A 24,402-nucleotide genomic window follows, 5' to 3' on the forward strand; every position below is an offset into this window, starting at 1 on the left:
GCACCGCATCGCCGGGACTCCGCCGATGGGCATTGCCGTTCGGTACGCGCGAAACCTTCGGCCGTCCTATGATCATCCGAATTTGATCATGATCGTGGGGGTGGGTTCGTGGAGGTCTGGACCGACGGCACGCTGACCGTACAGGCGTGTGAGCAGACCGGCGCCGTGCGAGTGATACGCGACTTCGCCGTGGTCGGTGAGGTGAAGGCCGAGCATCACCTGGGCTGGAAGACCCCGCTGGCGGTCGACGTGGACGCCGACCGGATCTGGGCCGGCAACCGTCTTCAGGAGTTCCGGCTGAGTGACGCGTCGGTGGTCGCGGTCCATGGGGAAGAAGTCGTTCGGGTGGCCGGGCTCGGTGACGGCCGGCTGGCAGCGGTACTCCCGCCCGCCGACGGGGTCTGCCGACTGGCCATCGGACGTCCGGGCCGATGGGAACGAGAGGTCATCCTCGATGACCTCGGTGACGCGGCGGTCGGTCTGGCGGCGACCGGCGAGTGGCCGGTCTCCCACGCGATCGGCGGCGACCCGATGTTGACCGCGACCGAGCACGGCCTGGTCGTCGCCGACGGTCAGCGTGGGGTCGTGGCGCACTTCACCCCGGATCTCGACCTTGTGGGGCTCTGGCATTCGGGTGGCGTCGACGAAACCGAACTGATCGGCTATGCGACGGCTCACGGGGTACTCGTCACCGCCCGCTGGGCCGGCCGTGACTCGCATGTCGGGCTGCTCACCTCTGAAGGCGCGGAACGGCTGCACGACGGCTACGGCGCGTTCGCCATGCCGGCAGGCGACGATCGATTCTGGCTGATGGACTTCTTCGATGGCGTGGCATTGCTGGATCGCGGCGGTAAGGCCGTCGCCTCGGTGCGGTCGCCGCGCAGCGGGGACGCCGCCCAGGCGTGCGGTGAGACCTGCGTGATCGGTACCACCTCGTCGGTCCACATCGCCATCGCGGACGACGACCTCACCGTGCGCAGCGTCGCTGTCGGCGGCCTGGCCGACATCACAACGTAGGGCACTCACGGAGGAGACATCGGGGCGGACGTTGCGGCGACCAGGGCGGTGAAGAGCGAACCGTCGTCGCCGGCCTCCGGATGCCACTGAACGCCGATCCCGAACGGGTATCCCGTGAGCTCGGCGGCCTCCACCAGGCCGTCGTCCGCCCACGCGGTCGGGATCAGTCCGGTGCCGAGCCGATCGATCGCCTGATGGTGATAGTGCGCGACCGTGATCCGCTCGTCGGCGAACGTCGCGGCGAGCCGGGTCCCGGATCCGATCTTCACCGGGAAGCGGCCGTACACGCCCGCGGCCGGGCAGTGCCGGCCGTCCCCCACGACGTCCGGGACGTGCTGGTGGAGCGACCCGCCGAGCGCGACGTTCAGGACCTGCAGCCCACGGCAGATGCCGAGGACGGGCAGCCGCCGCTCGATCGCGGCCCGTACGAGACCGAACTCGGCGTCGTCGCGGAAGTCGCGCACATGGCTCGTCCGCTCGTGCGCGTCGGCGTCGTACCGCGCGGGGTTCAGGTCGCCCCCGCCGGCGATGATCAGGGCGTCGAGACGGTCGACCAAAGACGAAGGGTCTCCGGCCGGCGGCAGCAGCACCGGCTGCCCACCGGCCCGGACGACGTGTTCGACATAGGCGTGGGGCAGGAGCGTGGCCGTCACGTCCCAGACCGTGAAACGGGCCGGTTCGACGTACGCCGTGATGCCCACGACGGGGGCGGATGCGCTCATCGCGGGCGGCCTACAGCGGCGTCACGTACGCGCCGGAGATGCCGCCGTCGACGAGGAACTCCGACGCGGTGATGAAGGACGCGTCGTCGCTGGCGAGGAAGGCGACGGCGGCGGCGATCTCCGTGGCCTCGGCGAACCGGCCCACGGGGACGTGCACGAGGCGGCGGGCGGCCCGCTCGGGGTCCTTGGCGAACAGCTCCTGGAGCAGCGGGGTGTTCACCGGCCCGGGGCAGAGGGCGTTGACGCGGATGCCCTCCCGGGCGAACTGCACGCCGAGCTCACGGGACATCGCCAGCACGCCGCCCTTGGACGCCGTGTAGGAGATCTGGGAGGTGGCCGCGCCCATCACCGCGACGAAGGACGCGGTGTTGATGATCGAGCCCTTGCCCTGTTCGCGCATGTAAGGGATGACGTGCTTGCAGCAGAGGTACACGCTGGTGAGGTTGACCTCCTGCACGCGCCGCCACGCGTCCAGTCCCGTCTCGAGGATCGAGTCGTCGTCCGGAGGCGAGATCCCGGCGTTGTTGAAGGCGATGTCGACCGATCCGTACGTCTCCTTCGCCGCGGCGTACATCGCCGTGACGTCGTCCTCACTGGTGACGTCGGCCCGGACGAAGAGGCCGCTGACCTCATCGGCTGCGGCCTTGCCCGCGGTCTCGTCGAGGTCGGCGACGACGACCTTGGCGCCCTCCTGGGCGAAGCGCCGCGCGGTCGCCAGCCCGATCCCGCTGCCGCCGCCGGTGATGACGGCGACGCGGTCCTGCAGACGCTGCATTCGAGTTCCCTCCGATGGTGAAGCTGTGATCAGCCGGTGGCGATGAAGACGTTCTTGGTCTCGGTGAAGGCGGCGAGCGCGTCGGGGCCGAGCTCGCGGCCGAGCCCGGACTGCTTGAACCCGCCGAAGGGCGTCCAGTACCGCACCGAAGAGTGGGAGTTGACCGACAGGTTGCCGGCCTCGATCGCCCGCGCGAGGCGAAGGGCGCGGCTCACGTCGCGGGTCCAGATCGATCCCGACAGGCCGTACGCCGTGTCGTTGGCGATCCGTACGGCGTCGGCCTCGTCGTCGAACGGCAGGACGCTCACGACCGGCCCGAAGATCTCGTCGTTCCAGGCCCGCCGGAACGCCTCGTCATCCGGCGCGGGCGCGAGCACGGTCGGCGGGAACCAGAAACCCGGACCTTCCGGGCATCGCCCCTGGATTGCGATGTCACCGGCGACGTAGCCGCGCACCCGCTCCCGCTGGGCGGCGCTGATCAACGGGCCGACCTCGGTGTCCTCGGCCTGCGGATCGCCGACCCGCACGCCCAGCACCGCCGGCTCCAGCAGTTCCATGAACCGGTCGTACACGTCGCGCTGGACGAGGATCCGCGAGCGCGCGCAGCAGTCCTGCCCGGCGTTGTCGAACACGGCGTACGGCGCGGTCGCCGCCGCCTGCTCCAGGTCGGCGTCGGCGAAGACGATGTTGGCGCTCTTGCCGCCCAGCTCCAGGGTGAGCCGTTTCACGTCCGTGGCGCAGGCCGCCATGATCTGCTTGCCGACCCTGGTCGATCCGGTGAAGACGATCTTCCGGACTCCGGGATGCTCGACGAGCCGTTGCCCGGCGACCGGGCCCTCGCCGGGCACCACCTGCAGGACGCCTTCCGGCAGGCCGGCCTCCAGGGCGAGCCGGCCGATGTGGAGGGCGGTGAGCGGCGTCGCCTCGGCGGGCTTGACGATGACGGTGTTGCCGGCGGCCAGGGCGGGCGCCATTCCCCACGCCATGATCGGCATCGGGAAGTTCCACGGCACGATCACGCCGATCACGCCCAGGGGCTCCTGGAAGGTCACGTTGAGCCCGCCGGCGACCGGGATCTGCCGTCCGAACTGACGCTCCGGCGCGGCCGCGTAGTACGTCAGCACGTCGCGGACGTTCCCGGCCTCCCAGCGGGCCTGGCCGACGGGGTGGCCCGCGTTCGCGATCTCCAGGGCGGCCAGCGCGTCGATGTTCTCCTCGACCTTGGCGGCGAAGGCGCGCAGCAGCCGCGCGCGGTCGCCGGGCGCGACGTTCCGCCAGGTCTCATGCGCCGCGGCGGCGCGCTCGACGGCGGCGTCGACCTCTCCGGCACTCGCCATCGACACGGACTCGACGACCTCTTCCGTCGCCGGATTGATCACTTTGAAGTCGGTCACGATCTGTCTCCCCGGATGCCTGGTCAGAGCCGCTCGAAGCCGCGGAACAGCTCCCAGTCGGTGATCGCCCGGTCGTAGGCGTCGAGTTCGACGCGCGCGTTGTTGGCGTAGTGCTCGACGACCTCGTCGCCGAACGCCTCGCGGGCCAGGGAGCTCTTGCACCAGTCCTCGTACGCCTCGCGCAGCGTCGGGCGTACCTGCTCCGCGTCGGCCGCGTAGGCGTTGCCGGCGAACGGGTCCTCCAGCGGCAGCTCGCTCTCGATGCCGTGCAGGCCCGCGGCGACCAGGGCGGCCACGGCCAGGTACGGGTTGACGTCGCCGCCGGGCACGCGGTTCTCGATGCGCAGCGACGGGCCGTGCCCGACGAGCCGCAGCGCGCAGGTCCGGTTGTCCAGCCCCCACTTGAGCGCGGTGGGCGCGAACGAGCCCGGCGCGTACCGCTTGTAGGAGTTGATGTTCGGCGCGTACAGCAGCGTGAAGTCCCTGATACAGGCCAACTGCCCCGCGATGAAGTGCTCGCCCAGCGGCGACAGCCCGTACGGTCCGTCGCCGGCCATCACCGGCGTGCCGTCGGCGGACCGCAGCGAGATGTGGATGTGGCAGGAGTTGCCCTCCCGCTCGTTCGGCTTGGCCATGTACGTGATCGACATGCCGGCCTGGGCGGCGATCTCCTTGGCGCCGGTCTTGTAGAGCGCGTGGTTGTCGCAGGTGGACAGCGCGTCGGTGTACCGGAAGGCGATCTCGTGCTGGCCGAGGTTGCACTCGCCCTTCGCCGACTCGACGTACATCCCGGCGCCGTCCATGGCATTCCGGATCCGGCGCAGCAGCGGTTCCACGCGCGAGGTCCCGAGCACCGAGTAGTCGACGTTGTACTGGTTCGCCGGTGTCAGGTCCTGATACCGGCGGTTCCACGCCTCTTCGTACGACTCCTGGTAGACGATGAACTCCAGCTCGGTGCCGACGTAGGCCCCCCAGCCGCGCTGCGCGAGCCGGTCGAGCTGGCGGCGCAGGATCTGCCGCGGCGCGGCGACCACGTCGGCGCCTTGTGCCGCATCGTGCGCCTCGCCACCCCACTCCAGGTCCGCGAACACCATCACGGTCCCGTCGTGCCAGGGGATGCGGCGCAGGGTGGCCAGGTCCGGGCGCATGACGAAGTCGCCGTAGCCGCGCTCCCAGGAGGACATCGCGTACCCGCCGACGGTGTTCATGTCGACGTCCACCGCGAGGAGGTAGTTGCACCCCTCCGAGCCGTGCCCGGCCACCTCCTCCAGGAAGAACCGGGCGGACAGGCGCTTGCCCTGCAGCCGTCCCTGCATGTCGGGGATGACGATGAGGACCGTGTCGATCAGGCCCGCCGCCGCCTCGTCCTTGAGTTGCTCGAGTGTGAGCAGACCTCGGTCGACCACGCTTCGTCCTCTCCGGACGCCGGACCGGGGGTGGCCCAGGGGGAATGGTTTGGTTTAGAACCATTGATGGCTAGACCTGGGCATCTGTCAACCCCCTGGCGTCGCCGGTGAATTCCACGGCCGAATAAGTACCCCCTTGACGGGAGGTCTTCCGGCTCGCACACTTCCGGAACAGTGAAAGGGCCGCTACGGGCCGTGTTTCGAACGGGTTACGGACAGTCCAAGACCCCCTCCGCTCTGCAGACCCGGCGCGCGCCGGCCGACCCCCGACCTCCACCACCCCCGATCCGAGGAGGCCCCATGGCCACCGGTCTCGACGATGACGCCAGACGACTCGCAGAACTCGGTTACAAACAGGAGTTGGAGCGGTCCTGGAGCGGCTTCTCCAACTTCGCCATCTCCTTCTCGATCATCTCGATCCTGTCCGGGTGCTTCACGACCTTCGGGCAGGCGTGGAACAACGGCGGTCCCGTCGCCATCACCTGGGGCTGGCCGCTCATCGCCGGGTTCATCCTGATCATCGGGTTCTGCATGTCCGAGCTGGTCTCGGCCTATCCGACCGCCGGCGGCATCTACTGGTGGGCGGCCACGATGGGCAAGCCGGTGCACGGCTGGTTCACCGGCTGGCTCAACCTGATCGGCCTCATCGCCGTCACCGCGTCGGTCGACTACGGCTGCGCGACGTTCCTCAACGTCCTGCTCGGCATGCTGCACAAGGGCTGGGACGGCGGCCTCGGCTTCGTCTTCGTGCTGTTCCTGGTCATCCTGGCCCTGCACGCGCTGATCAACATCTATGGGCACCACCTCGTCGCGATCCTGCAGAACATCTCCGTCTGGTGGCACGTGTTCGGCGTCGCCGCGATCGTGCTCATCCTGGTGTTCGGCCCGGACTCGCACCAGAGCCTGAAGTTCGTGTTCACCGAGCGGATCAACAACTCGGGCTTCTCCGGCGGGACCTACTGGTTCTACGTGCTGCCGCTGGGCTTCCTGCTGACGCAGTACACGATCACCGGGTTCGACGCGTGCGCGCACGTGTCGGAGGAGACCCAGGACGCCGCGCGCACCGCCGCGAAGGGACTGTGGCGGTCCATCGCCTACTCCGCGGTCGGCGGCTGGATCCTGCTGCTGTCCTTCCTGTTCGCCGCCACGGACGTCAAGGGCATCAACGCCGCACAGGGCTTCGCACCGGCGATCTTCACCAGTGCGCTCAGCCCCGCGCTCGCCAAGATCGTGATCGCCATCTCGGTGATCGGCCAGTTCTACTGCGGCATGAGCTGCGTGACGAGCATGTCCCGGATGACGTACGCCTTCTCGCGGGACCGCGGCGTGCCCGGCTGGCGGCTCTGGTCGAAGGTGGACAAGAACCGGACGCCGGTGAACGCGATCATCATGGGTTCGATCGCGGCTCTCATCCTCACCCTCCCGGCGCTCTACAAGAGCCCGACCGGAACGCCCGTCGCGTTCTACGCCGTCGTGTCCATCGCGGTCATCGGTCTGTACCTGGCCTTCCTCATCCCCATCTACCTGCGGGTACGGATGGGCGACCGGTTCCAGCCGGGGCCGTGGACACTCGGACGCAAGTACAAGCTGTTCGGCTGGATCGCGATCATCGAGATCGCCGTGATCTCGATCTACTTCATCCTGCCGCTCGCTCCGGCCGGCGTCCCCGGCAACAAGAAATGGGACTGGAGCGCGGTGAACTACGCCCCGATCGCTCTCGGCGTCGTGCTGGCCCTGGTCGGTGGCTGGTGGGCGCTGTCGGCGCGAACCTGGTTCACCGGACCCCGCCGGACGATCGACACCGACGAGCCGGCGCCGACGATCGCCGACGGGCCGGCGGCCCCGCCCCCGAAGCGTCGCAGGCCTGACCACGCCCGCCGGGCGGGCGAACGGCCCGCCCGGCGGTGCGCGACGGCCCAGCTGTCCGCATCGCCGTCGGCATTACGCTGATGCGCATGAAGGGCGGTCTTCGTTGAGTGACGAGCGGGAGCCGGCCGCTCTGGCGCCCTCGACGGTCTTCCGGCCCGTCCGCGCGGGCAACGCCTTCGAGGAGACGGTGGAGCGTCTCCTCCAGGCGATCAAACTCGGGGTGGTCGGCCACGGCGAGCGTCTCCCTCCGGAGCGGGAGCTCGCCCCGCAGCTGGGCATCAGCCGCGTCACGCTGCGCGAGGCGATCCGCGCCCTGCAGGAGGAGGGATACGTCGAGTCCCGGCGCGGCAGGTTCGGCGGGACCTTCGTGACCTACCGGCCCCGAGCCCCGCGCCGTGGCGACCTGGAGCGGGTCGCCGCGGGCATGGGCGAGGAGCTCAGCGACGCCCTGATCTACCGCATGGCGGTCGAGACCGGGGCGGGGCAGCAACTGGCCGGCCAACGACTGCGCGACGAGCAGATCGACCGGCTCCGGTCGTGCCTGCGGGACGCCGACACGGCGGCGCCCGAGGACTACCGGCGGCTCGACACCCGGTTCCATCTGACGATCGCCGAGCTGACCGGCTCGCCACTGCTCGCCGGTGCCTGCGCGGACGCCCGGATGCGGCTGAACGACCTGCTCAACGCCATCCCGGTGCTGCAGCGCAACATCGAGCACGCTTCGACGCAGCACGCCGCGATCGTGAACGCCATCCTGGACGGCGACCCGGAGGCGGCGCGCCGCGCTATCACCGAGCACCTGGAGGGCACCGGCGCGCTGCTCCGCGGCTTCCTGACCTGACCGGGCCGCCGGCGCGCGGCAGCAGACCCACCGAGCGGAAGGAGCCGGAAGAGTGAGGATCCGTCAGGGCGGAGTGGCCGACGTGCCAGCGATCATGGAGATGCTGGACGGCGCGGTGGCCTGGCTGACCGCCCTCGGCCGTACGGATCAGTGGGGCACCGAGCCGTGGTCGGCCAACCCGGAACAGGTGCGGAGCATCACCGACAAGGCCCGCACCGGCACCACCTGGATCGCCGAGATCGAGGAGGCACCGGCGGGCGCCATGATCGTCTCACCGGTGGCGCCGCGTCACGTCCCGGCCGCCGATGAGCCGGAGCTGTACATCAACTGGCTCGTCACCTCCCGCCCCTTCGCGGGCCACGGCATGGGCGCCGCGCTGCTCGAACATGCCTGCGGGGAGGCCCGGCGCCTGGGCGTCGGGCTGCTTCGCGTCGACTGCTACGCCGGCAACGACGGCCGCCTGGTCGACTACTACCGCGGCAACGGCTTCACCACGGCCGAGACGTTCTCGGTCGGTACCTGGCCCGGCCAGGTGCTGTTCCGACGGATCTGATGCCCCCGCCCGGCCGGCGCGCTGGGCAGGCCGCGGAACCGGTCGGCGCGGAACGCGGCGAGTTCGGCCGGGCGCCGGCCGGTCACGACGTAGTCCGCCATCGCCTTGCCGGTCACCGGCGCGAGCGTGATCCCGAGCATGCCGTGACCGGTGGCCACGTACGCGTTCGGGCTGCCGGGCACCCGGTCGAGCACGGGCAGCCCGTCCGGCATCATGGGCCGTCCGCCGACCCACGGATCGTGGATGAGGGCCATGAGGTCGTCGGCGTTGTCGTACCAGTGACCGAGGTAGTCGCGGCTGGCGTGCGCGATCGCGACGACACGCCGCCAGTCGAGCCGCCGGTTGTTGCCGCTGAGCTCCATCGTCCCGGCGATGCGGGTGGCGCCCCCGATGGGCGAGACCGCCAGGTGCTTGTCGCCGAGGTACAGCGGATGTTCGGGAGCCGGGTCGAGGTCGACGGAGAAGCTGTAACCCTTGCCCGCCTGCAACGGCAGGCGTACGCCGAGCCACCGCAGGAGGTCCACCGACCAGGCGCCGGCGGCCACGACGACGGAGGAGCACTCGATGTCGCCGCCCGTGGTGCGCAGCGCCGCGACCCGGCCGTCGCGGAGGTGGAAACCGCGGACCGCCTCGTGCTCGGTGAAGCCGACGCCGTCGTGCCGCAGCCGGTCGGCGAGCGAGGCCACGAAGGCGGTCGGGTCCACGACGCCTTCGCCGGGGACGAGGTAGCCCGCCTCGACCTTGCCGCCGAGGGCGGGATCCAGCGCCATGGCCTCCTTGCCGGTGAGGATCTCGCCGGGGACGTCGTACCCGGCCCACGCCATCGCCCGCTGGACCGCGTGCGTCCGCCGCGCCTCCGCCATGGACGAGTAGGCGTGGACGAGACCGGGGCGGGTCAGCGTGGTCACCACGCCGGCGTCGGCGAGTTCGGCGAAGCGCTCGAAGGTGGCCTGGGCGAACTCGGCGACGGCCGCGTACCCGCGGTCGAAGGCCGTACGGGCGCAGCTGCGCTGGAAAAGCACCAGCCAGCGGAGGAACGCCGGTGTGGGCTGGAGGCGCAGGTAGAGCGGGGAGTCAGGCCGGCCGATGGACCGCGCGGCGTACCAGATCACCCCCGGCGCCGGAACCGGTGCGGAGTGGCTGAGGCAGACCCAGCCGGCGTTGCCCCACGAGGAGCCGCCCCCGACGGGCCCCCGGTCGACGACGTGCACCGGGACGCCGAGGCGCCGGAGGTGGAAGGCGGTGCACAGCCCGATCGCTCCGCCGCCGATGACGACGACCGGGGCACGGCTTTCCGCAGACAGGGCGTTCACCTGGTCCTCCGGAGGAAGGCCTGCGTACGGGCCTGCCGCGGGTCGTCCAGCACCTGCGCCGCGGAGCCCTCCTCGACGACGCGTCCGCTGTCGATGAAGGCCACCCAGTCGGAGATCTCCCGTGCGAACGGGACCTCGTGCGTGACGATCATCATCGTCATGCCGTCGTCGGCGAGGTCGCGCATGACGCGGAGCACCTCCCCGGTCGACTCCGGGTCGAGCGCCGAGGTCGGCTCGTCGAAGAGCAGCACGGCGGGCCGGAGCGCGAGCGCGCGGGCGATCGCCACCCGCTGTTGCTCGCCGCCGGACATCTGCTCGGGAAAGGCGAGCGCGCGGTGCGCGAGCCCGACCCGGCGGAGCAGGCGCACGGCCGTGGCGATCGCCTCGTCCTCGCCGACGCCGGCCGCCTTGATCTGCGCGAGCACGACGTTCTCGACGGCGGTGAGGTGCGGGAACAGGTGGAACCGCTGGAACACCATGCCGACGCGCTGCCGCAGGCGGGCCAGGTCGCCGGACGCGACACGGCCGTTCGCGAAGACCGGCTCGCCGGCGACCTCGATGGTCCCCCGATCCGGCCGTTCGAGCAGGTTGACGCAGCGCAGCAGGGTGCTCTTGCCGCCCCCGCTCGCGCCGAGGATGCTGACGATGTCGCCGGATCGTACGTCCAGGCCGATGTCGTCGAGGACGACCCGGCCGTCGAACGACTTGCCGAGACCGTCGATCCGTACGACGGGGCGGTCGCCGGCGGGCTGAGCGGTCTTCGCCACGGCGGGCCTTTCGATTGTCATTTCGCCTCCAGCGCAGGCTCGGCCTCGGCGATGGCGAGCAGCGCGCGGGCCTTGCGCAGGCGCCGGCGTCGCCCCGGGAACAGCGGCGCCCCCGCGCGCACCCGCCGTTCCAGCCAGAGCAGCGCCTGGGACAGGGGGTAACAGACGGCGAAGTAGATCGCCGCGATGACGATGTAGACCTCCAGAGCGCGGAACGTGTCGGAGGTGATGAGCTGCGCCTGGGTCATCAGCTCCGCCGCGGAGATCGTCACGAGCAGCGAGGTCGACTTGAGCAGGTCCACCAGCATCGTGTTGGTACCCGGCAGGGCCAGGCGCAGCGCCTGCGGGAAGATCACGTGGGTGAGGGTGCGGAGGCCGCTCAGGCCGAGGGCGTGAGCGCTCTCCCGCTGGCCGTCGTGGACGCCGGCGAGCGCGGATCGGAAGATCTCCGAGAGGTACGCCGCGTAGAAGACCACCATGCTGAGCGACCCGGCCGCCAGCGCACTGAGCTTCACGCCCACGGAGGTCAGCCCGAAGTAGGTGATGAAGATGATCGCGAGCAACGGGATGTTCTTGAACACCTCGGTGTAGATCGTCGCCGGGAGGCGTACGATCCGCAGGCGGTTCATCCGCAGGAGGGCGACGGCGAGCCCGAGGATCACGGCGCCCGCGAAGCCGAGCGCCGTGTACTCCAGCGTGTGCAGCAGTCCTTGCACCAGCGAGCCGGTGTAGTCGGACCAGGGAACCTTGAACATCGCGGTCCTTCCGCTCGTCGTCAGATCGACGGGGGCTGCCACCCGGCCGGCCGGTCGACGCCCTGCCGCTGACCCGCCATCCACGGGGAGGGCTTGAGGAACTGGTTCGGGTCGCCGCCGTACTTCTTGATCAGCGCCGTCATCTCGCCGTCCGTGTACATCTGCCGGATCTGCGCCGAGATCGCCTGCTCCAGCTTCGGCTCCTGCTTGGGGATGTAGAAGCTCGTCATGTACGGCCGGAGGGCGTCGTACGCGGGCTTCTGCTTGACCTCGGCGTCGGTCGGCGGCGTGAGGTACTGCGTCGTGAATTTCATGTCGGGCCGCTTCCGCTGGGTGTAGATCACCAGCAGCGGGTCCAGGAAGCCCACCTGGATGCGGCCGGCGGACAGGTCGTTGAACACCCCCTGCGCGTTGGGGTAGGCGTGCAGCTTCGCGCCCGGGATCGCCTTGATCGAGTCGACCCACACGTAGCCGGTGACGGTGCCGAGACTCAGGCCCTGCAGGCTCTGGACCGTGGAGTACTGCTTGCCGCTGTGCACGGCCATGGCCGGCGGCGAGTAGTACGGCGGGTCGGTGAACAGGCCCTGCTCCTGCCGTTTCTTCGTCCAGGCGATGCCGCCGATCGTGATGTCGGCGCGGCGGCTCTGGATGCTGCCGAGCATGCCGTTGAAGTCGGTGACCTGGGTTTCGATCTTCAGGTTCAGCTTGCGTGCGGCGGCCTGCAGGATCTCGCTGTCGATGCCGACGAGCTTGTCGCCCTGGCGGGCGGTGTACGGCTGGTACGGCTCGATGGTCACCTTGAGCACGCCGGGCTTGAGGGTGTTGTACGGGTTGGACGTTGACTTCGCGCTGCTTCCGTCGGCGGAGCCACCGCAGGCGCTGAGGGAGCCGAGGGCGGTCAGCGCCGCCGTGGCGGCCATGAGGGCGCGGGGTCCGGGCCGGGTTCTTCTCCACCACATGAGTACGTCGGCCTAACTCTGAGGAGGGGTCTCCCGACGTCGCGAGGGCCCGCCGGACCGTGCTCTGGCCGGCCTCCGCCGTCGATTGCGTACACGGTAGAGAGGGGCATCGGCCCAGGTCATTAGCCGATTCGTACGAACATGTGAGTAAATAGGGCCCTGTGCTCGTACGACACGTACGACCGAGGAGCGCGCATGTCCCAGGGGCTCGGGCCGGGATGGCATTCGGCGCTGACCCCCGCGCTGGCGCAGGAGATCGCCGGCGACACCAGCGCCATCATCGGATTCAACGTCCTGGTCACCGACCCGGACGGCGTGGTCATCGGGAGCGGGGACGCCGGGCGCATCGGCTCCTTCCATGAGGCGTCGGTGGAGGTCATGCGGACGCTCCGGGCCGCGACGCACACGGTGGGGCAGGCCCGCCTCCTGCGCGGCGTACGGCCGGGCGTCACCCTGCCCATCGTCATCGACGGGCAGGCGGCCGGCACCGTGGGCATCACCGGCGCGCCGGCACAGGTGCGGCGGTTCGGGCTGGTCGTCCAGCGGCAGACCGAGATCCTCCTGCGGGAGTCGCTGCTGCTGCGGTCCCACCTGCTGCGCGAACGCGTCCTGGAGGACCTCGTCCGCGACATCGCGCACTTCGACGCCGACCTGGTCACCCCCGAAGAGCTGGCACTCCGCGCCGAGGAACTCGGCTATGACCTGGATGTCCCGCGGACGGCGATGATCCTCGAGCTCGAGGACGCCGCCACGGCCGTCCCGCCCGACGGCCACCACCTGCGGTCGACGCTGCTGCGCCTCATCCGGGAGACGTTCGCCTCTCCACAGGACCTCGTCGCCGCGGTGGCGGCCGGTCGGTTCGCCGTGTTCCACCGGGGTTCGGTCAGGCCCGCCGCGGACGATCCGTCCGGCGTGCGGTCACTGGGCCGCGGACTCGTCGACAATGTCCAGCGCCGGCTCGGCCTGTCCGCGAGGGTCGGCATCGGCGGGCTCGCCGCCTCGGTGCCGGAGCTGCGCGACTCCTACGAGGACGCGAAGGCCGCGCTGCGGCTCGGATCGCGGACACGGCCCGCGACCTCGGTGCATTCCATCGACGAACTGCGGGTGCATCAGTTGCTCGCGGCGGTTCCGCACCGGGTGCGCAGGCGGTTCGCCGAGACGTACGTCGGGGAGTTGTGCGAGCGCCCCGACTGGCCCGTGCTCCGCCAGACGATCACCGTGTGGACCGAGCACGGCTTCAACCTCGTCAGGACCGCGGCCGCGCTGAACATCCACCGCAACACGCTGGTCTACCGGCTCGACAAGATCGCTCGCCGGGAGGGCGACCGGGCCGACGGCGACGCGGACCGCCTGGCCTTCTACCTGGCCTGCGTGGCGGATCACCTGGACGATTGACGACTGCGGACGCGGCCGAACGTCCCAGCCGCGCAGAGCGGCGGGGTCAGCCGGACCCGGTCCGTCTGACCCCGCCTCCCATGTTTCACGGGAAACCCTCAGTCGTCGTCGTCATCCTCAGGGTCGAACCATCCCGTGCCGACATCGGCGTGCCGGTGGCCCGTCCTGTCCTCGGCGGCCCGGGGCGCGCCCACCGACGGTGGGGCCCCGTGCCTCAGCCGATGGCTGTGGGCGCCGTGTCGCGTACCCGGTCCTTCCTCCTTGCCGGTCCGGGGCGCGGCCTTCGCGTCCCCGCTCCCGGTGCCGGTCCTGTCGCTTCCGGTCGCGGGGACCGTCTTGCCGGTTCCGGTGCCGGTTCCGGTTCCGGCCGCGGGAACGACCTTGCTGTCCCCGGTGGCGGGGACGGTCTTACCGCTCCCGGTGGTGGGGACGGTCTTTCCGCTCCCGGCCGCAGGGACGGTCTTTCCGCTTCCGGCCGTGGGAACGGCCTTACCGCTTCCGCTCTTCTCGGCTCCGTCGCCGGTGAGGGCGTCGTCGTCCGGGCCGCCGATCGGGAGCTCGTCGTCGCGCCCGGTCATCGGCTTGTCCTCGCCCTGCCCGATACCCGGCCTGAGCTCTCCCCGATCGGCCGGGGGCTTGACGCCCTTGTGCCCGATCGGCGAGCCCGGAGCGGCACCGAAGGTCATGTCCCAGTGGGACCCCTCGCGCGCGAGCGTCACCCGCCCCGGCCCGCGATACTGCGCCGCGCCGTCGGCCCGCGTCGCGACACGCTGGAAGTGGCGCGGGATGTAGCCGTCGAGGCACCGGTTGGGCAGGACGTCGAGCTTGTAGCCGGTGTGGTGGCTGAAGCGACCCGCCGCGTGGCCCGCCTCCGTACCACCGGAGACGGTCAGGTGGCAGTGGCTGGCCTGCTTCAGCGCCAGCAGCCCGCTGAACGTCGCCGCCCGCAGCCCCTCGAACGAGGTGCAGTGCGGGTTCGCGCGGCGCGCGCAGTGCCCGGAGGAGATCGAGCGGATCCCCCCGGCCCGGAGCAGCGCCCCGACCAGCCGCTGGTGCAGCAGGTTCGGGGCCGACGCCGGGGTGTGGGTGCGCGCCATGGCCGCGGGACCTGCTATTAACGTGCAGAACCCCACGGCGCAGCCGGCGATGACGGTAGTGCGAATCGACATGAAGCCCTCCCGTACTGTCGCAGCGCCAGTCGCAGCATTGATCGCGTCAAGCGCGACACTCCGGCAAGGGACGCGCCGCTTTCCCGATTCCGCACGTAGTTATGGCCTGTCGCTGACCGACACGGATGGTCCGCGGAGAGTCGTACAGTGTCGGCTGTGGCCGTACCGACCAAATCCGAGCAGACGAGAGAACTGATCGCGAAGACCGCCCTGCGGCTGTTCCGCGAGCGTGGCTACGAGGCCACCACGATGCGGGCGATCGCAGCCGAGGCCGGGGTGTCCGTCGGCAACGCCTATTACTACTTCTCCTCGAAGGAAGAGCTGATCCAGCTCTACTACGAGCACTCCCAGGACGACCACACCGAGGCGTGCCGGGCCGTGCTGGAGCGGGAGCGGGAGTTCCGTGCGCGGCTGCTCGGCGTGGTCCGCGCGCGCATCGACGTGCTGCAGCCGTACAAGGAGTTCGCCGGGAAGTTCTTCAAGTACGCGGCCGAGCCGACGAGTCCGCTCAGCCCGTTCAGCACCGAGACGGCACCGATCCGCGAGGCAGCCGTCGCCGTCTACCGCGAGGTCGTGGAGGGCTCGACGCTCAAGGCCGACGCGGAGATCCGCGCCGACCTGCCGGAGCTGCTGTGGCTCTACTCGATGGGCGTGATCCTGCACTGGGTGTACGACAGCTCGCCGGACGCGGCCAAGACCTACCGGCTCATCGAGCGCACGGTCCCGCTGATCGACCGCCTCGTCGCCCTGGCGCGGGTGCCCGGTATGCGGGGCATCGTGCGCGAAGCCCTCTCCACCTACCGCGACCTGCGTACATAGCACGACCGGCCGGACCCGCGTGTCCGGCCGGTCCTCGGGCTCACGTCAGGTCGAGGTGCTTGCGGGCGAAGTCGATGGTCGCGGCCATCTGCCGGATGCGCTCCTCGACCACGAGGGAGCCGTGCCCGGCGTCGTAGCGGTAGACCTCGTGCTCCTTGCCCAGCTCCCGCAGCCGGGCGAGGTAGTTGTCGATCTGCCGGATCGGGCAGCGCGGGTCGTTCTCTCCGGCCATGACCAGCACCGGTGCGGTGACCTGCTCGACGTACGTGATCGGTGAGGACGCCTCGTACCGCTCGGGGACGTCGGCCGGCGAACCGCCGAACAGCGACCGGTCGAACGCCTGCAGCGCCTCCATCTCGTCCTCGTACGCGGCGAGGTAGTCGGCCACCGGGACGATGCCGATCGCGACCGACCAGTCGCCCGGCTGCGTGCCGATGCCGAGGAGGGTGAGGTAGCCGCCCCACGACCCGCCGGTGAGCACGATCCGCGACGGGTCGGCGAGCCCGGAGGAGACGGCCCAGTCGCGGAGCGCCTTGATGTCCTCCAGCTCCGTCAGTCCGGGACGGCCCTCGATGGCGTCGCGCCACGTGCTGCCGTATCCCGTCGACCCCCGGTAGTTGACGCGGACGACGGCGAAGCCGTGGTCCACCCAGGCGGCGGTGTCCGGGGAGAAGGAGTCGTCGTCGTACGCGGTCGGCCCGCCGTGGACGTCGAAGACGGTCGGGAACGGACCCGAGCCCGCCGGCTTGGAGATCAGGGCGTGGATGTCGCCGCCGGGACCAGTCACCCAGGCGTCCTCGACCGGCACCGACTCGGGCGCGGGCGGACCGGGCGGGGCCAGCACCACCGCGCCCGACGTCGAGCGGATCACGGGCGGCGACGCCGACGACGACCAGGAGAACTCGACCGTGCCGTCCGGGCGGGCGGTGGCCCCTCCGATCACCCCACGCGGCGTGTCGATCCGCTCCAGCGCGCCGCTCGCCAGGTCGTAGCGGTACAGCTCGTCGCGCGCGTGGTGGGAGTGCGAGACGAGCAGCGCCGACCCGTCGGGGTACCAGTTGGCGCCGACCTCGCCGGGCAGGTCGAGGACGATCTCCTGCACGTCGCCGCCCGAAGGGTTCCAGATCAGCAGCTCCGGCCTGCCGCGCCGCTCGTGCTCGACGAGCAGCCGCTGGTCGCCGGCGACCGGGGAGAACGACAGCCCGCCCAGCCCCTTGCCCGGGCCGTCCCACAGGTCGGCGACGGTCTCACCGTCCGCGCGCACGACCCGCAGCGCCATGTGCCGGCTGTCGCCGTGCTCACTGTGGTTGATCGCGACGAACGACTCGTCCTCGGACAGGTCGATCGCGTACGCGTCCTCGGCGTGCGAGTACAGGACGTACGGGTCGGCTCCCGGCGGGCACACGTGGATCGTCGTGCCGCCGTCCGTCGACCGGCCGATGACGGCGAGCCCGCTGGATCCCACGGCGAGGCCGGCGGGGTAGGACGGCTCCAGAGCGGGGACGGCGGGCGCGTCCTCCCCGCCGCCGAACCGCTGACGCCGCCACACCCCGAACTCGTCCCCGTCGGTGTCGGCGAACCACCAGATCCATTCGCCGGTCGGGTCGATGCCCCCGATCCAGGTGCCGTTGGGCCGGTCGGTGACCTGTCGGCGTTCGTCGGTCGTCCGGTCCCAGGTGTAGATCTCCCAGGTCCCGGTGGTGTTCGAGCGGTACACCGAGCGGTGCGGCGCGTCGTGTGCCCAGCCGGGCAGGCTAACCCGGGCGGCCCGGAAGCGAGCCTTCCAGCGTTCGTCGTCAACCATGAGTCAAGTCTGTCAGTCCGTGGCCGTGCCCGAGGGGAGTGAGCGAAGCCGCATCTGCGCCGACTTGGTGCCGTACGCCCAGTCGAGCATCTTGGCCGCGTCGGTGAACCGGCGGTTCGGGGCGGTGGTCGTGCTGTTCAGCTCCACCCCGTAAAGCGTACGGCCGCCGCGCCGGGCCGCGAACAGCAGGCAGTAGCCCGCCTTGTCCGTGTGGCCGGTCTTGATGCCGATGGCGCCGCTGTAGGAGCCGAGGAGCAGGTTCGTGTTGGTCCACTTGTACGCGCGGTGCCCGCTGGTCTTCGACAGCGAGTACGTCTTTCGGGCGACGACCGCGCGGAACGACGAGCTCGCCATGGCCGCCTTCGCCAGCTTCATCAGGTTGCTCGGCGTGGAGTACCCCTCCTTCTTGGAGGAGGTGGGCAGTCCGTCGGACGTACGGAAGTAGGTGCTCGTCATCCCGAGCGACTTCGCGGTCTTGTTCATCTTGGCGACGAACTTCGTCTGCCCTGGGCCGTACACGTCGGCGAGGGCGTACGCCGCGTCGCAGCCGGACGGGAGGAGCATGCCGTTCAGGAGCTGCCCGACCGACACCTTGTCACCGACCTTCAGCCCGGCGGTCGTGGCGTCGTTGCCCTTGACGTGGTCGACGTAACTCTGCTTGACGGTGACCTTGCGGTCGAGACCGCCGGCGCGGATCACGACGAGCGCGGTCATCACCTTGGTGATGCTGCCGATGGGGCGCTTGGTCGTGGTGGCGACGCCCCACAGCTTCTTGCCCTTGGTCGCGTCGTAGAGGTAGGCCCCCTTCGCCGCGATTCCGGACGGCTGGGACGCCTGCGCGGCGTACGGGGCGGCGGTCTTCGGGGTGGCGCTCTTCGGGGTGGCGGCGACGGCGTTCGGGGTGGTCAGCGAAACCGAGCCGATCAGGGTCCCCACGGCGGTGGCGGCGACCAGGCGCGCGCTGCGACGCATGCAAACTCCTGGGAAATCTGGGGGGAAACAAGCATGCTCGCAGTTGATCAATTCGGGACGCAACAGGACTCGCGGGACAACTGTGCCGGATGCGGTCAGCCGAATCGGTTTGGATGGGCCGTTCAGCACCTGTCCGGGATCTTCTGGACGACGCGTCGTACCGTTAAGGGGTGACGCCGAGATCCTCGACAGAGCTCGCGCCGCTGCCGACCGGCAGCGGCGACGACGAGGTCACGCACGGCTATCCGCCGCCCGCCCGCCCGGTCGGGAGCACCGTGGTCGCCTACTGCGGCGTGGTGATGACGGTGCGAGGGGAGTCGACCTCCGCGCCTCCGCCCGACACCTGCGCGGAGTGCGCGAAGATCTGGCGACGCCGTCGGCGCCGTTTCCGCTGAGGACCCGTTAGTGTCGCTCCGGCCGTGCATGCTTGGGCCCATGGAATCCGAACTCACACTGATGGCCGTTCATGCGCACCCCGACGACGAGGTGATCAGCACCGGCGGGATCTTCGCGCGCTACGCCGATGAAGGCATTCGCACGGTCCTGGTCACCTGTACCAACGGCGAGCAGGGAGACGGCCCCGGCGGGGTCAAACCCGGCGAGCCGGGCCATGACCCGGCCGACGTCAGCCGCCGCCGGCTCGGCGAGCTACGCGAGTCGGTCGCTCACCTGGCCATCGGCCACGTGGAGCTGCTCGGCTACCCCGACTCCGGGATGGCCGGATGGGACGCCAACGGCGACACAGGCGTGTTCGCCAACGTGCCCGTCGAGCAGGCGGCCGCCCGGCTCGCCGACCTGATGGAGCGGTACCGCCCGCAGGTGGTGGTGACCTACGACGAGAACGGCAACTACGGGCACCCCGACCACATTCAGGCGCACCGCATCGCGATCGCCGCCGCCGAGTCGACCGGGATTCCGCGCAAGTTCTACCACACCGCCATCCCCCGGGCCGGGATCGAGCAGATGATGGAGTATCTCCGCAGCACCGGCGCCGATATGGGGGACTTCGAGCTCCCCGATGACTTCGGCACGCCGGACGAGGAGATCACCACCGTGGTCGACGTCTTGGCGTACTTCGAGCGCAAGGTCAAGGCCCTGGAGGCCCACGCCAGCCAGGGGGAGAACATCTTCCTGCTGCGCATGCCCGACGACATGCAGCGCCAGGCGCTCGGCACCGAGTCGTTCGTCCGCCGCTTCAGCGCCGTATCGGCGCCCGACCACGAGGACGACCTGTTCGCCGGCCTCCGCTGACGCTTCCGACGAGAGCGATCCGTATCCGGGCGTCCGCGCCATGACGCCCGGATACGGATCACGCGTGCGAAAGGCGTGTCACTTGCCCAGGATCGTGACCGGCGCGCCGGCCTTCTTGCCCTGCCACACCTGAACGGAGAGCTTCTTCAGGTGTGCCGTCGGGAGGGCGAACGTCTTCCCGCCCGTGGCCTTGACGGTGATGGGCGCGGTCTTCCTGGTCTGGTTGGTCGGGGTGACGTAGGTGAAGATCACCGTGATGGTGCCCTTACCCGTCTTCTTGTTGTACGTCTTGTTGGTCGCCTTCCACTTCACCGTCGTCCAGGCGGTGATCGTGGCGCTTCCGGTCACCGTCTGCAGGTGGATGACCTTGTGGTGGGGGGCCTTCTTCACTGCGGGACCGTAGGCGGTGAACTTGTGCGGCTTCGGGGGAGCGGTGCCGGCGTGGGCGGCACCCGCGGTGCCGGTCAACGCCAGGCCGGCCACGGCGGTCGCGATGATCGTCTTACGAAGAAAAGCCATGACAGGTCTCCTTTGAGACGAGTGAGTACCACGCCGCGCGAAAGGGGCATCGCGGCCAAGGCGGAAACTATCAATCGGAATGATCATGGCGGAATCCTCGCCAGTGGAATTGAGGCACAGTTCCCATCTCGAATGGATCCGGTGGGCTCTGTCCGTTCCGTGACCGATGTGCTAAGGAAGCCGTTCTTCGTGCGGGAAGCCCGGCGTCGAGGGAGACATCGAGAGCGGTGTTTTAGTCCCTCGTGTGATCTAAGTCCTGGGTGTTAGGTTCTGGTGGCCACTGTCTGATCTTGGGAGCGTGCCGCATTGTCGCTGCACAGCCTGCTGGGTCCGCTGCTCCATCCCGCCGTCACGCTCGGCGGCACGCCTACGACCTGGGCGGAGGTGCTCGGGTTCGCGACCGGCGTGGTCAACGTCTGGCTCGTCGTCCGGCAGCACATCGCCAACTGGCCGATCGGCATCGCCAACGTCGTCCTCCTCGGCCTGATCTTCGTCGACGGCGGCCTGTACGCCGACGCGGGCCTGCAGGTCGTGTACGTCGTCCTGCAGGTGTGGGGCTGGTGGGAGTGGCTGTACGGCGGGCGGGAGCGGACCGAGCGGGTCGTCCAGCGCACCTCCGGTACGGAATGGGCCGGGCTCGCGGCCGCCGGGATCGTCGCCACCGGCCTGCTGACGTGGGCGCTCAGCGCCTGGACCGACTCGACCGTGCCGTTCTGGGACGCGCTCACCACCGCCATCTCGCTGGCCGCGACGTACGGCCAGAGCCGCAAGCTGCTCGAGTCGTGGTGGCTGTGGATCTCCGCCGACCTGATCTACATCCCGCTGTACGCCTACAAGCACCTCTACCTCACCAGCGTCCTCTACGTCGTCTTCCTGGCGCTGTGCGTCGCCGGACTGCTCGCCTGGCGGAAGGACCACGCGGAGCGGCAGGCGGCGGCCGTCTCGGTGGCCTCATGACGTTCCGGCACGGCCTGGTGATCGGGAAGTTCTATCCGCCGCACGCCGGCCATCACCACCTGATCGACACCGCAGCGGGCGCCTGCGAGCGCGTGACCGTCGTCGTGGCCGCCTCCACCGCCGAGAGCATCCCCCTCGCCCTCCGTACGGCCTGGCTCCGCGAACGGCACCCGCAGCCGCACGTCGAGATCGTTCCGGTCGTGGACGACGTCGAGGTGGACTACGACTCCGAGGAGATCTGGGCGGCGCACGTGGCGGCGTTCCAGACCGGCCTGGCCGCGGCGTCCGGGCAGGGTGTGGGGGCGGTGGCCGGGCAGGGCGTGGGGACGGGGTTCGGGCAGGGCGTGGAGGTAGTGGCCGGGCAGGGCGTCGGCGCGCTCGACCGTCCGCCGGTCGACGCGGTGTTCAGCTCGGAGGAGTACGGTCCCGAGCTGGCCCGCCGGTTCGCCGCCGCGCACGTCCCGGTGGACCCGCCGCGCGGCCGGTTCCCGGTGAGCGGCACCGCCGTACGGAGCGACCCGGTCGCCTGCTGGCAGTGGCTCTCGCCCGCCGTACGCGCGTACCTGGCCCGGCGCGTCGTCATCGTCGGCGCGGAGTCCTCGGGCACGACCACGCTGAGCCGTGCCCTCGCGGCGCACTACTCCGCGCGCGGCGGGGTGTGGGCCGCGACCCGGTGGGTGCCGGAGTACGGCCGCCTGTACTGCGAGGAGAAGCTCGCCGTCGCGCGTCGCACCGATCCGGACCGGTGGATCGGCGATCTCCCTTGGGCGTCGGAGGAGTTCACCCTGATCGCCGAGCGGCACCTCGCCCTCGAGGACGCCGCCGCCCGCTCCGGCTCGCCGCTGCTGATCTGCGACACCGACGCCTTCGCCACCTCGCTGTGGCACGAGCGCTACCTCGGCGCCCTGTCACCCGACGCCGAACGCGTCCACGCCCGTACCCGCCACGACCTGTGGATCCTCACCGACACCGCCGGCGTGCCCTTCGAACAGGACGGCTGGCGCGACGGCGAGTCGATCCGGGAACGCATGTCGGAGCGGTTCCGGGAGGAGCTCGACCGGCGCGGCCTGCCGTACGTCGTCGTGACCGGACCGCATGAGGACCGCCTCGCCGCCGCCGCCACCGAGATCGACGCCCTCCTCGAGAAGGGCTGGACGTTCGCCGATCCGCTCTGAGTAGTGCCCCGGTCCTGGGTCCCCAGTACTAACTCCGCCGCAGGTCGTGAACGAACCCTCAATCGTGACCAATAGGTACGGACTGGTCGGCTAACCTCCGGTCCACCCCGGCCACGCCCCTCGTCGGAGACCGCCCTATGTACAGCTATTACGTGTTCGAGGAGTCGTCCTTCCCGGGAAGCGGCGGCCACGGACACGTGTGGACCTTCACCGACCTGCCGAGCATGCGGGACGCCGTCGGCGACTTCCTGCGCACCGGCTGGTCCCCGCATTCCGGCGGCACCCTCGCCATCCGCGTCCACCAGCGGGGCGAGGAAGTGGCGGCATACGACCTGTATCCGTTCCTGGGACTGAAGATCCCAGGGCTGACGGAGATCACCTGGGACGCCGAGCGGCGGATCCACGGCGGGGAGCCCGAGCCGGTGGGCTCCTACGCGCGCCTCACCACGCCGGACGGCACGGGAGGACGGCGCTTCCGGGTGCTGCCGGCCGAGGAGGTCGCGCCGCCCGCCGAGCAGCGGTCACTCGAGATCCGGATCGACTGGGCGAGGATGGACCTGCCGGCGCTGATCCCGCCGGTGCGACCCGGGGAGGCGTCCTACGGCGTCGGCCACGGCGACCGTCGGTCGGTGCTCGACCGCACCGACGCTCGTTGAGCTACGGTGCCAGCCCGTTCAGCAGGACGGCGAGACCCCGACGGAACTCCTCGTCCACCGTGACCCGCCCGGCCTGCCGTGCCGTCTCGGCCAGCAGGGGGAAGTCCGCGCCCGGCAGCGTGGCCAGGGTCCGCGTGCCGTCGCCGGACAGCGGTCCGAGGTGCTCCAACTGGACGGCCCCGACCAGGTAGCCGACCAGACTGCGCAGCGCGACGACGCGCCGCTCGCCGACGATGCCCGCCTCGGTGAGGATGCCGAGCACCGTCTCCCCCCAGCGCAGGCTGCTCGGTGAGCCCTGCCGGTGCGTCAGCGTGAGCGGCACGACGTTCGGGTGGGCGCCGACGGCATCGCGGACGCGCTCGACCATGGTCGCGACCCGCTCCCGCCACGACGAGCCCGCCGGGGGCGTGGTGTCGACGGCACCGAGGACGAGGTCGACGACCAGGCCCTCGAGCTGGTCGCGGTCGTCGACGTAGCGGTACAGGGACATCGTCCCCATCCCGAGTTCCTTGGCGACCGCGCGCATCGTCAGGGCGGCGAGTCCGTCGCGGTCGATGACGGTGAGCGCGGCCGCCGCGATCTGCGTCTCTGTGAGCGAGCGTGGGCGTGGCATGGTCCCGACAGCGTACAAGGTACGCCTACGCGTGTTAGCGTATGTTGTACGCCTACAGGAAGGACGACGCGATGGTCGCCCACGACGATCCGCGCAGGCCCCGCCCCGGCACCGTCATCGACGAGCGCGAGTTCACCCCCATCTCCGGCACGCCGATCCGCGTCCCGTCACCCGGGCGCCTCGTCCACCTGCAGTTCCGCCGCTTCGCCGGCTGCCCGGTGTGCAACCTGCACCTGCGATCGATCGTGCGGCGCCATGCCGAGATCGAGGCGGCCGGCATCCGCGAGGTCGTCGTCTTCCACTCGCCCGCCGACGAGTTGCGCGAACACGCCGCCGACCTGCCGTTCGCCGTCATCCCCGACCCGGCCAAGCGGCTGTACGTCGAGTTCGGCGTCGAATCGGCGCGGCGCGCACTTCTACACCCGCGCGCCTGGGGGCCGATCCTCCGGGCCGTCCTGCGCAGTACGTGGGCCATCGTCCGCGGCCGTGAGCGCGGCCCCGCGGCCCGCCCGGAGGGCGGCCGCTTCGGCCTGCCCGCCGACTTCTTGATCGCCGAGGACGGCACCGTGGTGGCGTGCAAGTACGGAGAACACGTCTACGACCAGTGGTCCGTCGACGAACTGCTGCAACTGGCCGCCGGCAGCCCGCGCCCCGCGGCTTCGACGCCGTGAGCTGAGGGCGCTGCGCCCGGGCGGTCCCTT

General features: G+C 70.4%; 25 protein-coding genes. 12 read left to right on the forward strand and 13 right to left on the reverse strand.

Going from position 1 to position 24,402, the window contains the following annotated elements:
* The first annotated feature begins 108 nt into the window (after positions 1–108).
* On the forward strand, positions 109–1,017 hold the full coding sequence (locus ACYVF7_RS00830; protein WP_460333266.1) for a hypothetical protein: 909 nt from the start codon (positions 109–111) through the stop codon (positions 1,015–1,017).
* Between the two features lie 5 nt (positions 1,018–1,022).
* Here the strand turns inward: ACYVF7_RS00830 and ACYVF7_RS00835 are convergent, their stop codons facing one another.
* The 4 genes from ACYVF7_RS00835 to ACYVF7_RS00850 are packed head-to-tail and all read right to left on the reverse strand — an operon-like array spanning position 1,023 to position 5,314.
* A complete protein-coding gene (locus ACYVF7_RS00835; RefSeq protein WP_460333269.1) occupies positions 1,023–1,739 on the reverse strand; it encodes a gamma-glutamyl-gamma-aminobutyrate hydrolase family protein in 717 nt (238 codons plus the stop codon).
* Positions 1,740–1,749: 10 nt separating this feature from the next.
* The gene (locus ACYVF7_RS00840) at positions 1,750–2,514 is read right to left on the reverse strand and encodes a 3-oxoacyl-ACP reductase (RefSeq protein ID WP_460333272.1); all 765 of its coding nucleotides are present in this window, start codon (positions 2,512–2,514) and stop codon (positions 1,750–1,752) included.
* A 29-nt stretch (positions 2,515–2,543) separates the two neighbouring features.
* Entirely contained in the window at positions 2,544–3,908 is a 1,365-nt protein-coding gene (locus ACYVF7_RS00845; protein ID WP_460333275.1) for an aldehyde dehydrogenase family protein, read from the reverse strand.
* A gap of 23 nt (positions 3,909–3,931) precedes the next feature.
* The gene (locus ACYVF7_RS00850; RefSeq protein WP_460333278.1) at positions 3,932–5,314 is read right to left on the reverse strand and encodes a glutamine synthetase family protein; all 1,383 of its coding nucleotides are present in this window, start codon (positions 5,312–5,314) and stop codon (positions 3,932–3,934) included.
* 300 nt (positions 5,315–5,614) lie between these two features.
* Between ACYVF7_RS00850 and ACYVF7_RS00855 the strand changes: the two genes are divergently transcribed.
* Genes ACYVF7_RS00855 through ACYVF7_RS00865 form a run of 3 tightly spaced genes read left to right on the forward strand, consistent with a single transcriptional unit; the run spans position 5,615 to position 8,577 of the window.
* Positions 5,615–7,264: an amino acid permease gene (locus ACYVF7_RS00855; protein WP_460333281.1), complete on the forward strand. Its 1,650-nt coding sequence runs from the start codon at positions 5,615–5,617 to the stop codon at positions 7,262–7,264.
* Between the two features lie 22 nt (positions 7,265–7,286).
* Complete coding sequence (locus tag ACYVF7_RS00860; protein WP_460333283.1) at positions 7,287–8,024, forward strand: FadR/GntR family transcriptional regulator; 738 nt, start codon at positions 7,287–7,289, stop codon at positions 8,022–8,024.
* Between the two features lie 52 nt (positions 8,025–8,076).
* Positions 8,077–8,577 carry a GNAT family N-acetyltransferase gene (locus ACYVF7_RS00865; RefSeq protein ID WP_460333286.1) on the forward strand — a complete coding sequence of 167 codons (501 nt, stop codon included), beginning with the start codon at positions 8,077–8,079 and terminating at the stop codon, positions 8,575–8,577.
* Here the strand turns inward: ACYVF7_RS00865 and ACYVF7_RS00870 are convergent.
* Genes ACYVF7_RS00870 through ACYVF7_RS00885 form a run of 4 tightly spaced genes read right to left on the reverse strand, consistent with a single transcriptional unit; the run spans position 8,496 to position 12,332 of the window.
* Positions 8,496–9,890, reverse strand: coding sequence for an NAD(P)/FAD-dependent oxidoreductase (locus ACYVF7_RS00870; protein ID WP_460333289.1), 1,395 nt, complete (start codon positions 9,888–9,890; stop codon positions 8,496–8,498). The genes ACYVF7_RS00865 and ACYVF7_RS00870 overlap by 82 nt on opposite strands.
* A complete protein-coding gene (locus ACYVF7_RS00875; RefSeq protein WP_460333292.1) occupies positions 9,887–10,678 on the reverse strand; it encodes an amino acid ABC transporter ATP-binding protein in 792 nt (263 codons plus the stop codon). The genes ACYVF7_RS00870 and ACYVF7_RS00875 overlap by 4 nt, the downstream gene beginning before the upstream one ends.
* Entirely contained in the window at positions 10,675–11,412 is a 738-nt protein-coding gene (locus ACYVF7_RS00880) for an amino acid ABC transporter permease (RefSeq protein ID WP_460333295.1), read from the reverse strand. The genes ACYVF7_RS00875 and ACYVF7_RS00880 overlap by 4 nt, the downstream gene beginning before the upstream one ends.
* Positions 11,413–11,432: 20 nt before the next feature.
* Positions 11,433–12,332: a substrate-binding periplasmic protein gene (locus ACYVF7_RS00885; RefSeq protein WP_460333298.1), complete on the reverse strand. Its 900-nt coding sequence runs from the start codon at positions 12,330–12,332 to the stop codon at positions 11,433–11,435.
* A gap of 234 nt (positions 12,333–12,566) precedes the next feature.
* On the opposite strand from ACYVF7_RS00885, the gene ACYVF7_RS00890 reads away from it, so the two are divergent.
* The gene (locus tag ACYVF7_RS00890) at positions 12,567–13,766 is read left to right on the forward strand and encodes a CdaR family transcriptional regulator (protein ID WP_460333301.1); all 1,200 of its coding nucleotides are present in this window, start codon (positions 12,567–12,569) and stop codon (positions 13,764–13,766) included.
* A gap of 98 nt (positions 13,767–13,864) precedes the next feature.
* Here the strand turns inward: ACYVF7_RS00890 and ACYVF7_RS00895 are convergent, their stop codons facing one another.
* On the reverse strand, positions 13,865–14,935 hold the full coding sequence (locus tag ACYVF7_RS00895; RefSeq protein ID WP_460333304.1) for a hypothetical protein: 1,071 nt from the start codon (positions 14,933–14,935) through the stop codon (positions 13,865–13,867).
* A gap of 156 nt (positions 14,936–15,091) precedes the next feature.
* Between ACYVF7_RS00895 and ACYVF7_RS00900 the strand changes: the two genes are divergently transcribed.
* Entirely contained in the window at positions 15,092–15,754 is a 663-nt protein-coding gene (locus ACYVF7_RS00900; RefSeq protein ID WP_460333307.1) for a TetR family transcriptional regulator, read from the forward strand.
* A gap of 40 nt (positions 15,755–15,794) precedes the next feature.
* Here ACYVF7_RS00900 and ACYVF7_RS00905 read toward each other — a convergent pair whose 3' ends face one another.
* Together ACYVF7_RS00905 and ACYVF7_RS00910 are read right to left on the reverse strand one after the other, a co-directional pair.
* A complete protein-coding gene (locus ACYVF7_RS00905; protein ID WP_460333310.1) occupies positions 15,795–17,558 on the reverse strand; it encodes a S9 family peptidase in 1,764 nt (587 codons plus the stop codon).
* Between the two features lie 12 nt (positions 17,559–17,570).
* Positions 17,571–18,530, reverse strand: a complete 960-nt coding sequence (locus ACYVF7_RS00910; protein ID WP_460333313.1) for a D-alanyl-D-alanine carboxypeptidase family protein — start codon at positions 18,528–18,530, stop codon at positions 17,571–17,573.
* Between the two features lie 170 nt (positions 18,531–18,700).
* Here ACYVF7_RS00910 and ACYVF7_RS00915 point away from each other — a divergent pair, with 170 nt between their 5' ends.
* Complete coding sequence (locus tag ACYVF7_RS00915) at positions 18,701–18,925, forward strand: hypothetical protein (protein WP_460333316.1); 225 nt, start codon at positions 18,701–18,703, stop codon at positions 18,923–18,925.
* 40 nt (positions 18,926–18,965) lie between these two features.
* The gene (locus ACYVF7_RS00920) at positions 18,966–19,781 is read left to right on the forward strand and encodes a PIG-L family deacetylase (RefSeq protein WP_460333319.1); all 816 of its coding nucleotides are present in this window, start codon (positions 18,966–18,968) and stop codon (positions 19,779–19,781) included.
* A gap of 78 nt (positions 19,782–19,859) precedes the next feature.
* Here the strand turns inward: ACYVF7_RS00920 and ACYVF7_RS00925 are convergent, their stop codons facing one another.
* Positions 19,860–20,300 (reverse strand): hypothetical protein, encoded by a 441-nt coding sequence (locus ACYVF7_RS00925; protein WP_460333321.1) that lies wholly within the window; start codon positions 20,298–20,300, stop codon positions 19,860–19,862.
* 306 nt (positions 20,301–20,606) lie between these two features.
* Between ACYVF7_RS00925 and pnuC the strand changes: the two genes are divergently transcribed.
* The 3 genes from pnuC to ACYVF7_RS00940 all read left to right on the forward strand — a co-directional run bounded on the left by pnuC (position 20,607) and on the right by ACYVF7_RS00940 (position 23,088).
* Entirely contained in the window at positions 20,607–21,257 is a 651-nt protein-coding gene (pnuC, locus tag ACYVF7_RS00930; RefSeq protein ID WP_460333323.1) for a nicotinamide riboside transporter PnuC, read from the forward strand.
* Positions 21,254–22,432: an AAA family ATPase gene (locus ACYVF7_RS00935; protein ID WP_460333326.1), complete on the forward strand. Its 1,179-nt coding sequence runs from the start codon at positions 21,254–21,256 to the stop codon at positions 22,430–22,432. Before pnuC ends, ACYVF7_RS00935 begins: the two co-directional genes overlap by 4 nt.
* Before the next feature lie 137 nt (positions 22,433–22,569).
* On the forward strand, positions 22,570–23,088 hold the full coding sequence (locus ACYVF7_RS00940) for a hypothetical protein (protein ID WP_460333329.1): 519 nt from the start codon (positions 22,570–22,572) through the stop codon (positions 23,086–23,088).
* 1 nt (position 23,089) lies between these two features.
* On the opposite strand, the gene ACYVF7_RS00945 is transcribed toward ACYVF7_RS00940, so the two are convergent.
* Complete coding sequence (locus ACYVF7_RS00945; RefSeq protein WP_460333332.1) at positions 23,090–23,701, reverse strand: TetR/AcrR family transcriptional regulator; 612 nt, start codon at positions 23,699–23,701, stop codon at positions 23,090–23,092.
* Positions 23,702–23,742: 41 nt separating this feature from the next.
* Between ACYVF7_RS00945 and ACYVF7_RS00950 the strand changes: the two genes are divergently transcribed.
* A complete protein-coding gene (locus ACYVF7_RS00950; protein WP_460333335.1) occupies positions 23,743–24,372 on the forward strand; it encodes a peroxiredoxin-like family protein in 630 nt (209 codons plus the stop codon).
* The last annotated feature ends 30 nt before the right edge of the window (positions 24,373–24,402 follow it).

The organism is Actinoallomurus acanthiterrae (assembly GCF_054775715.1).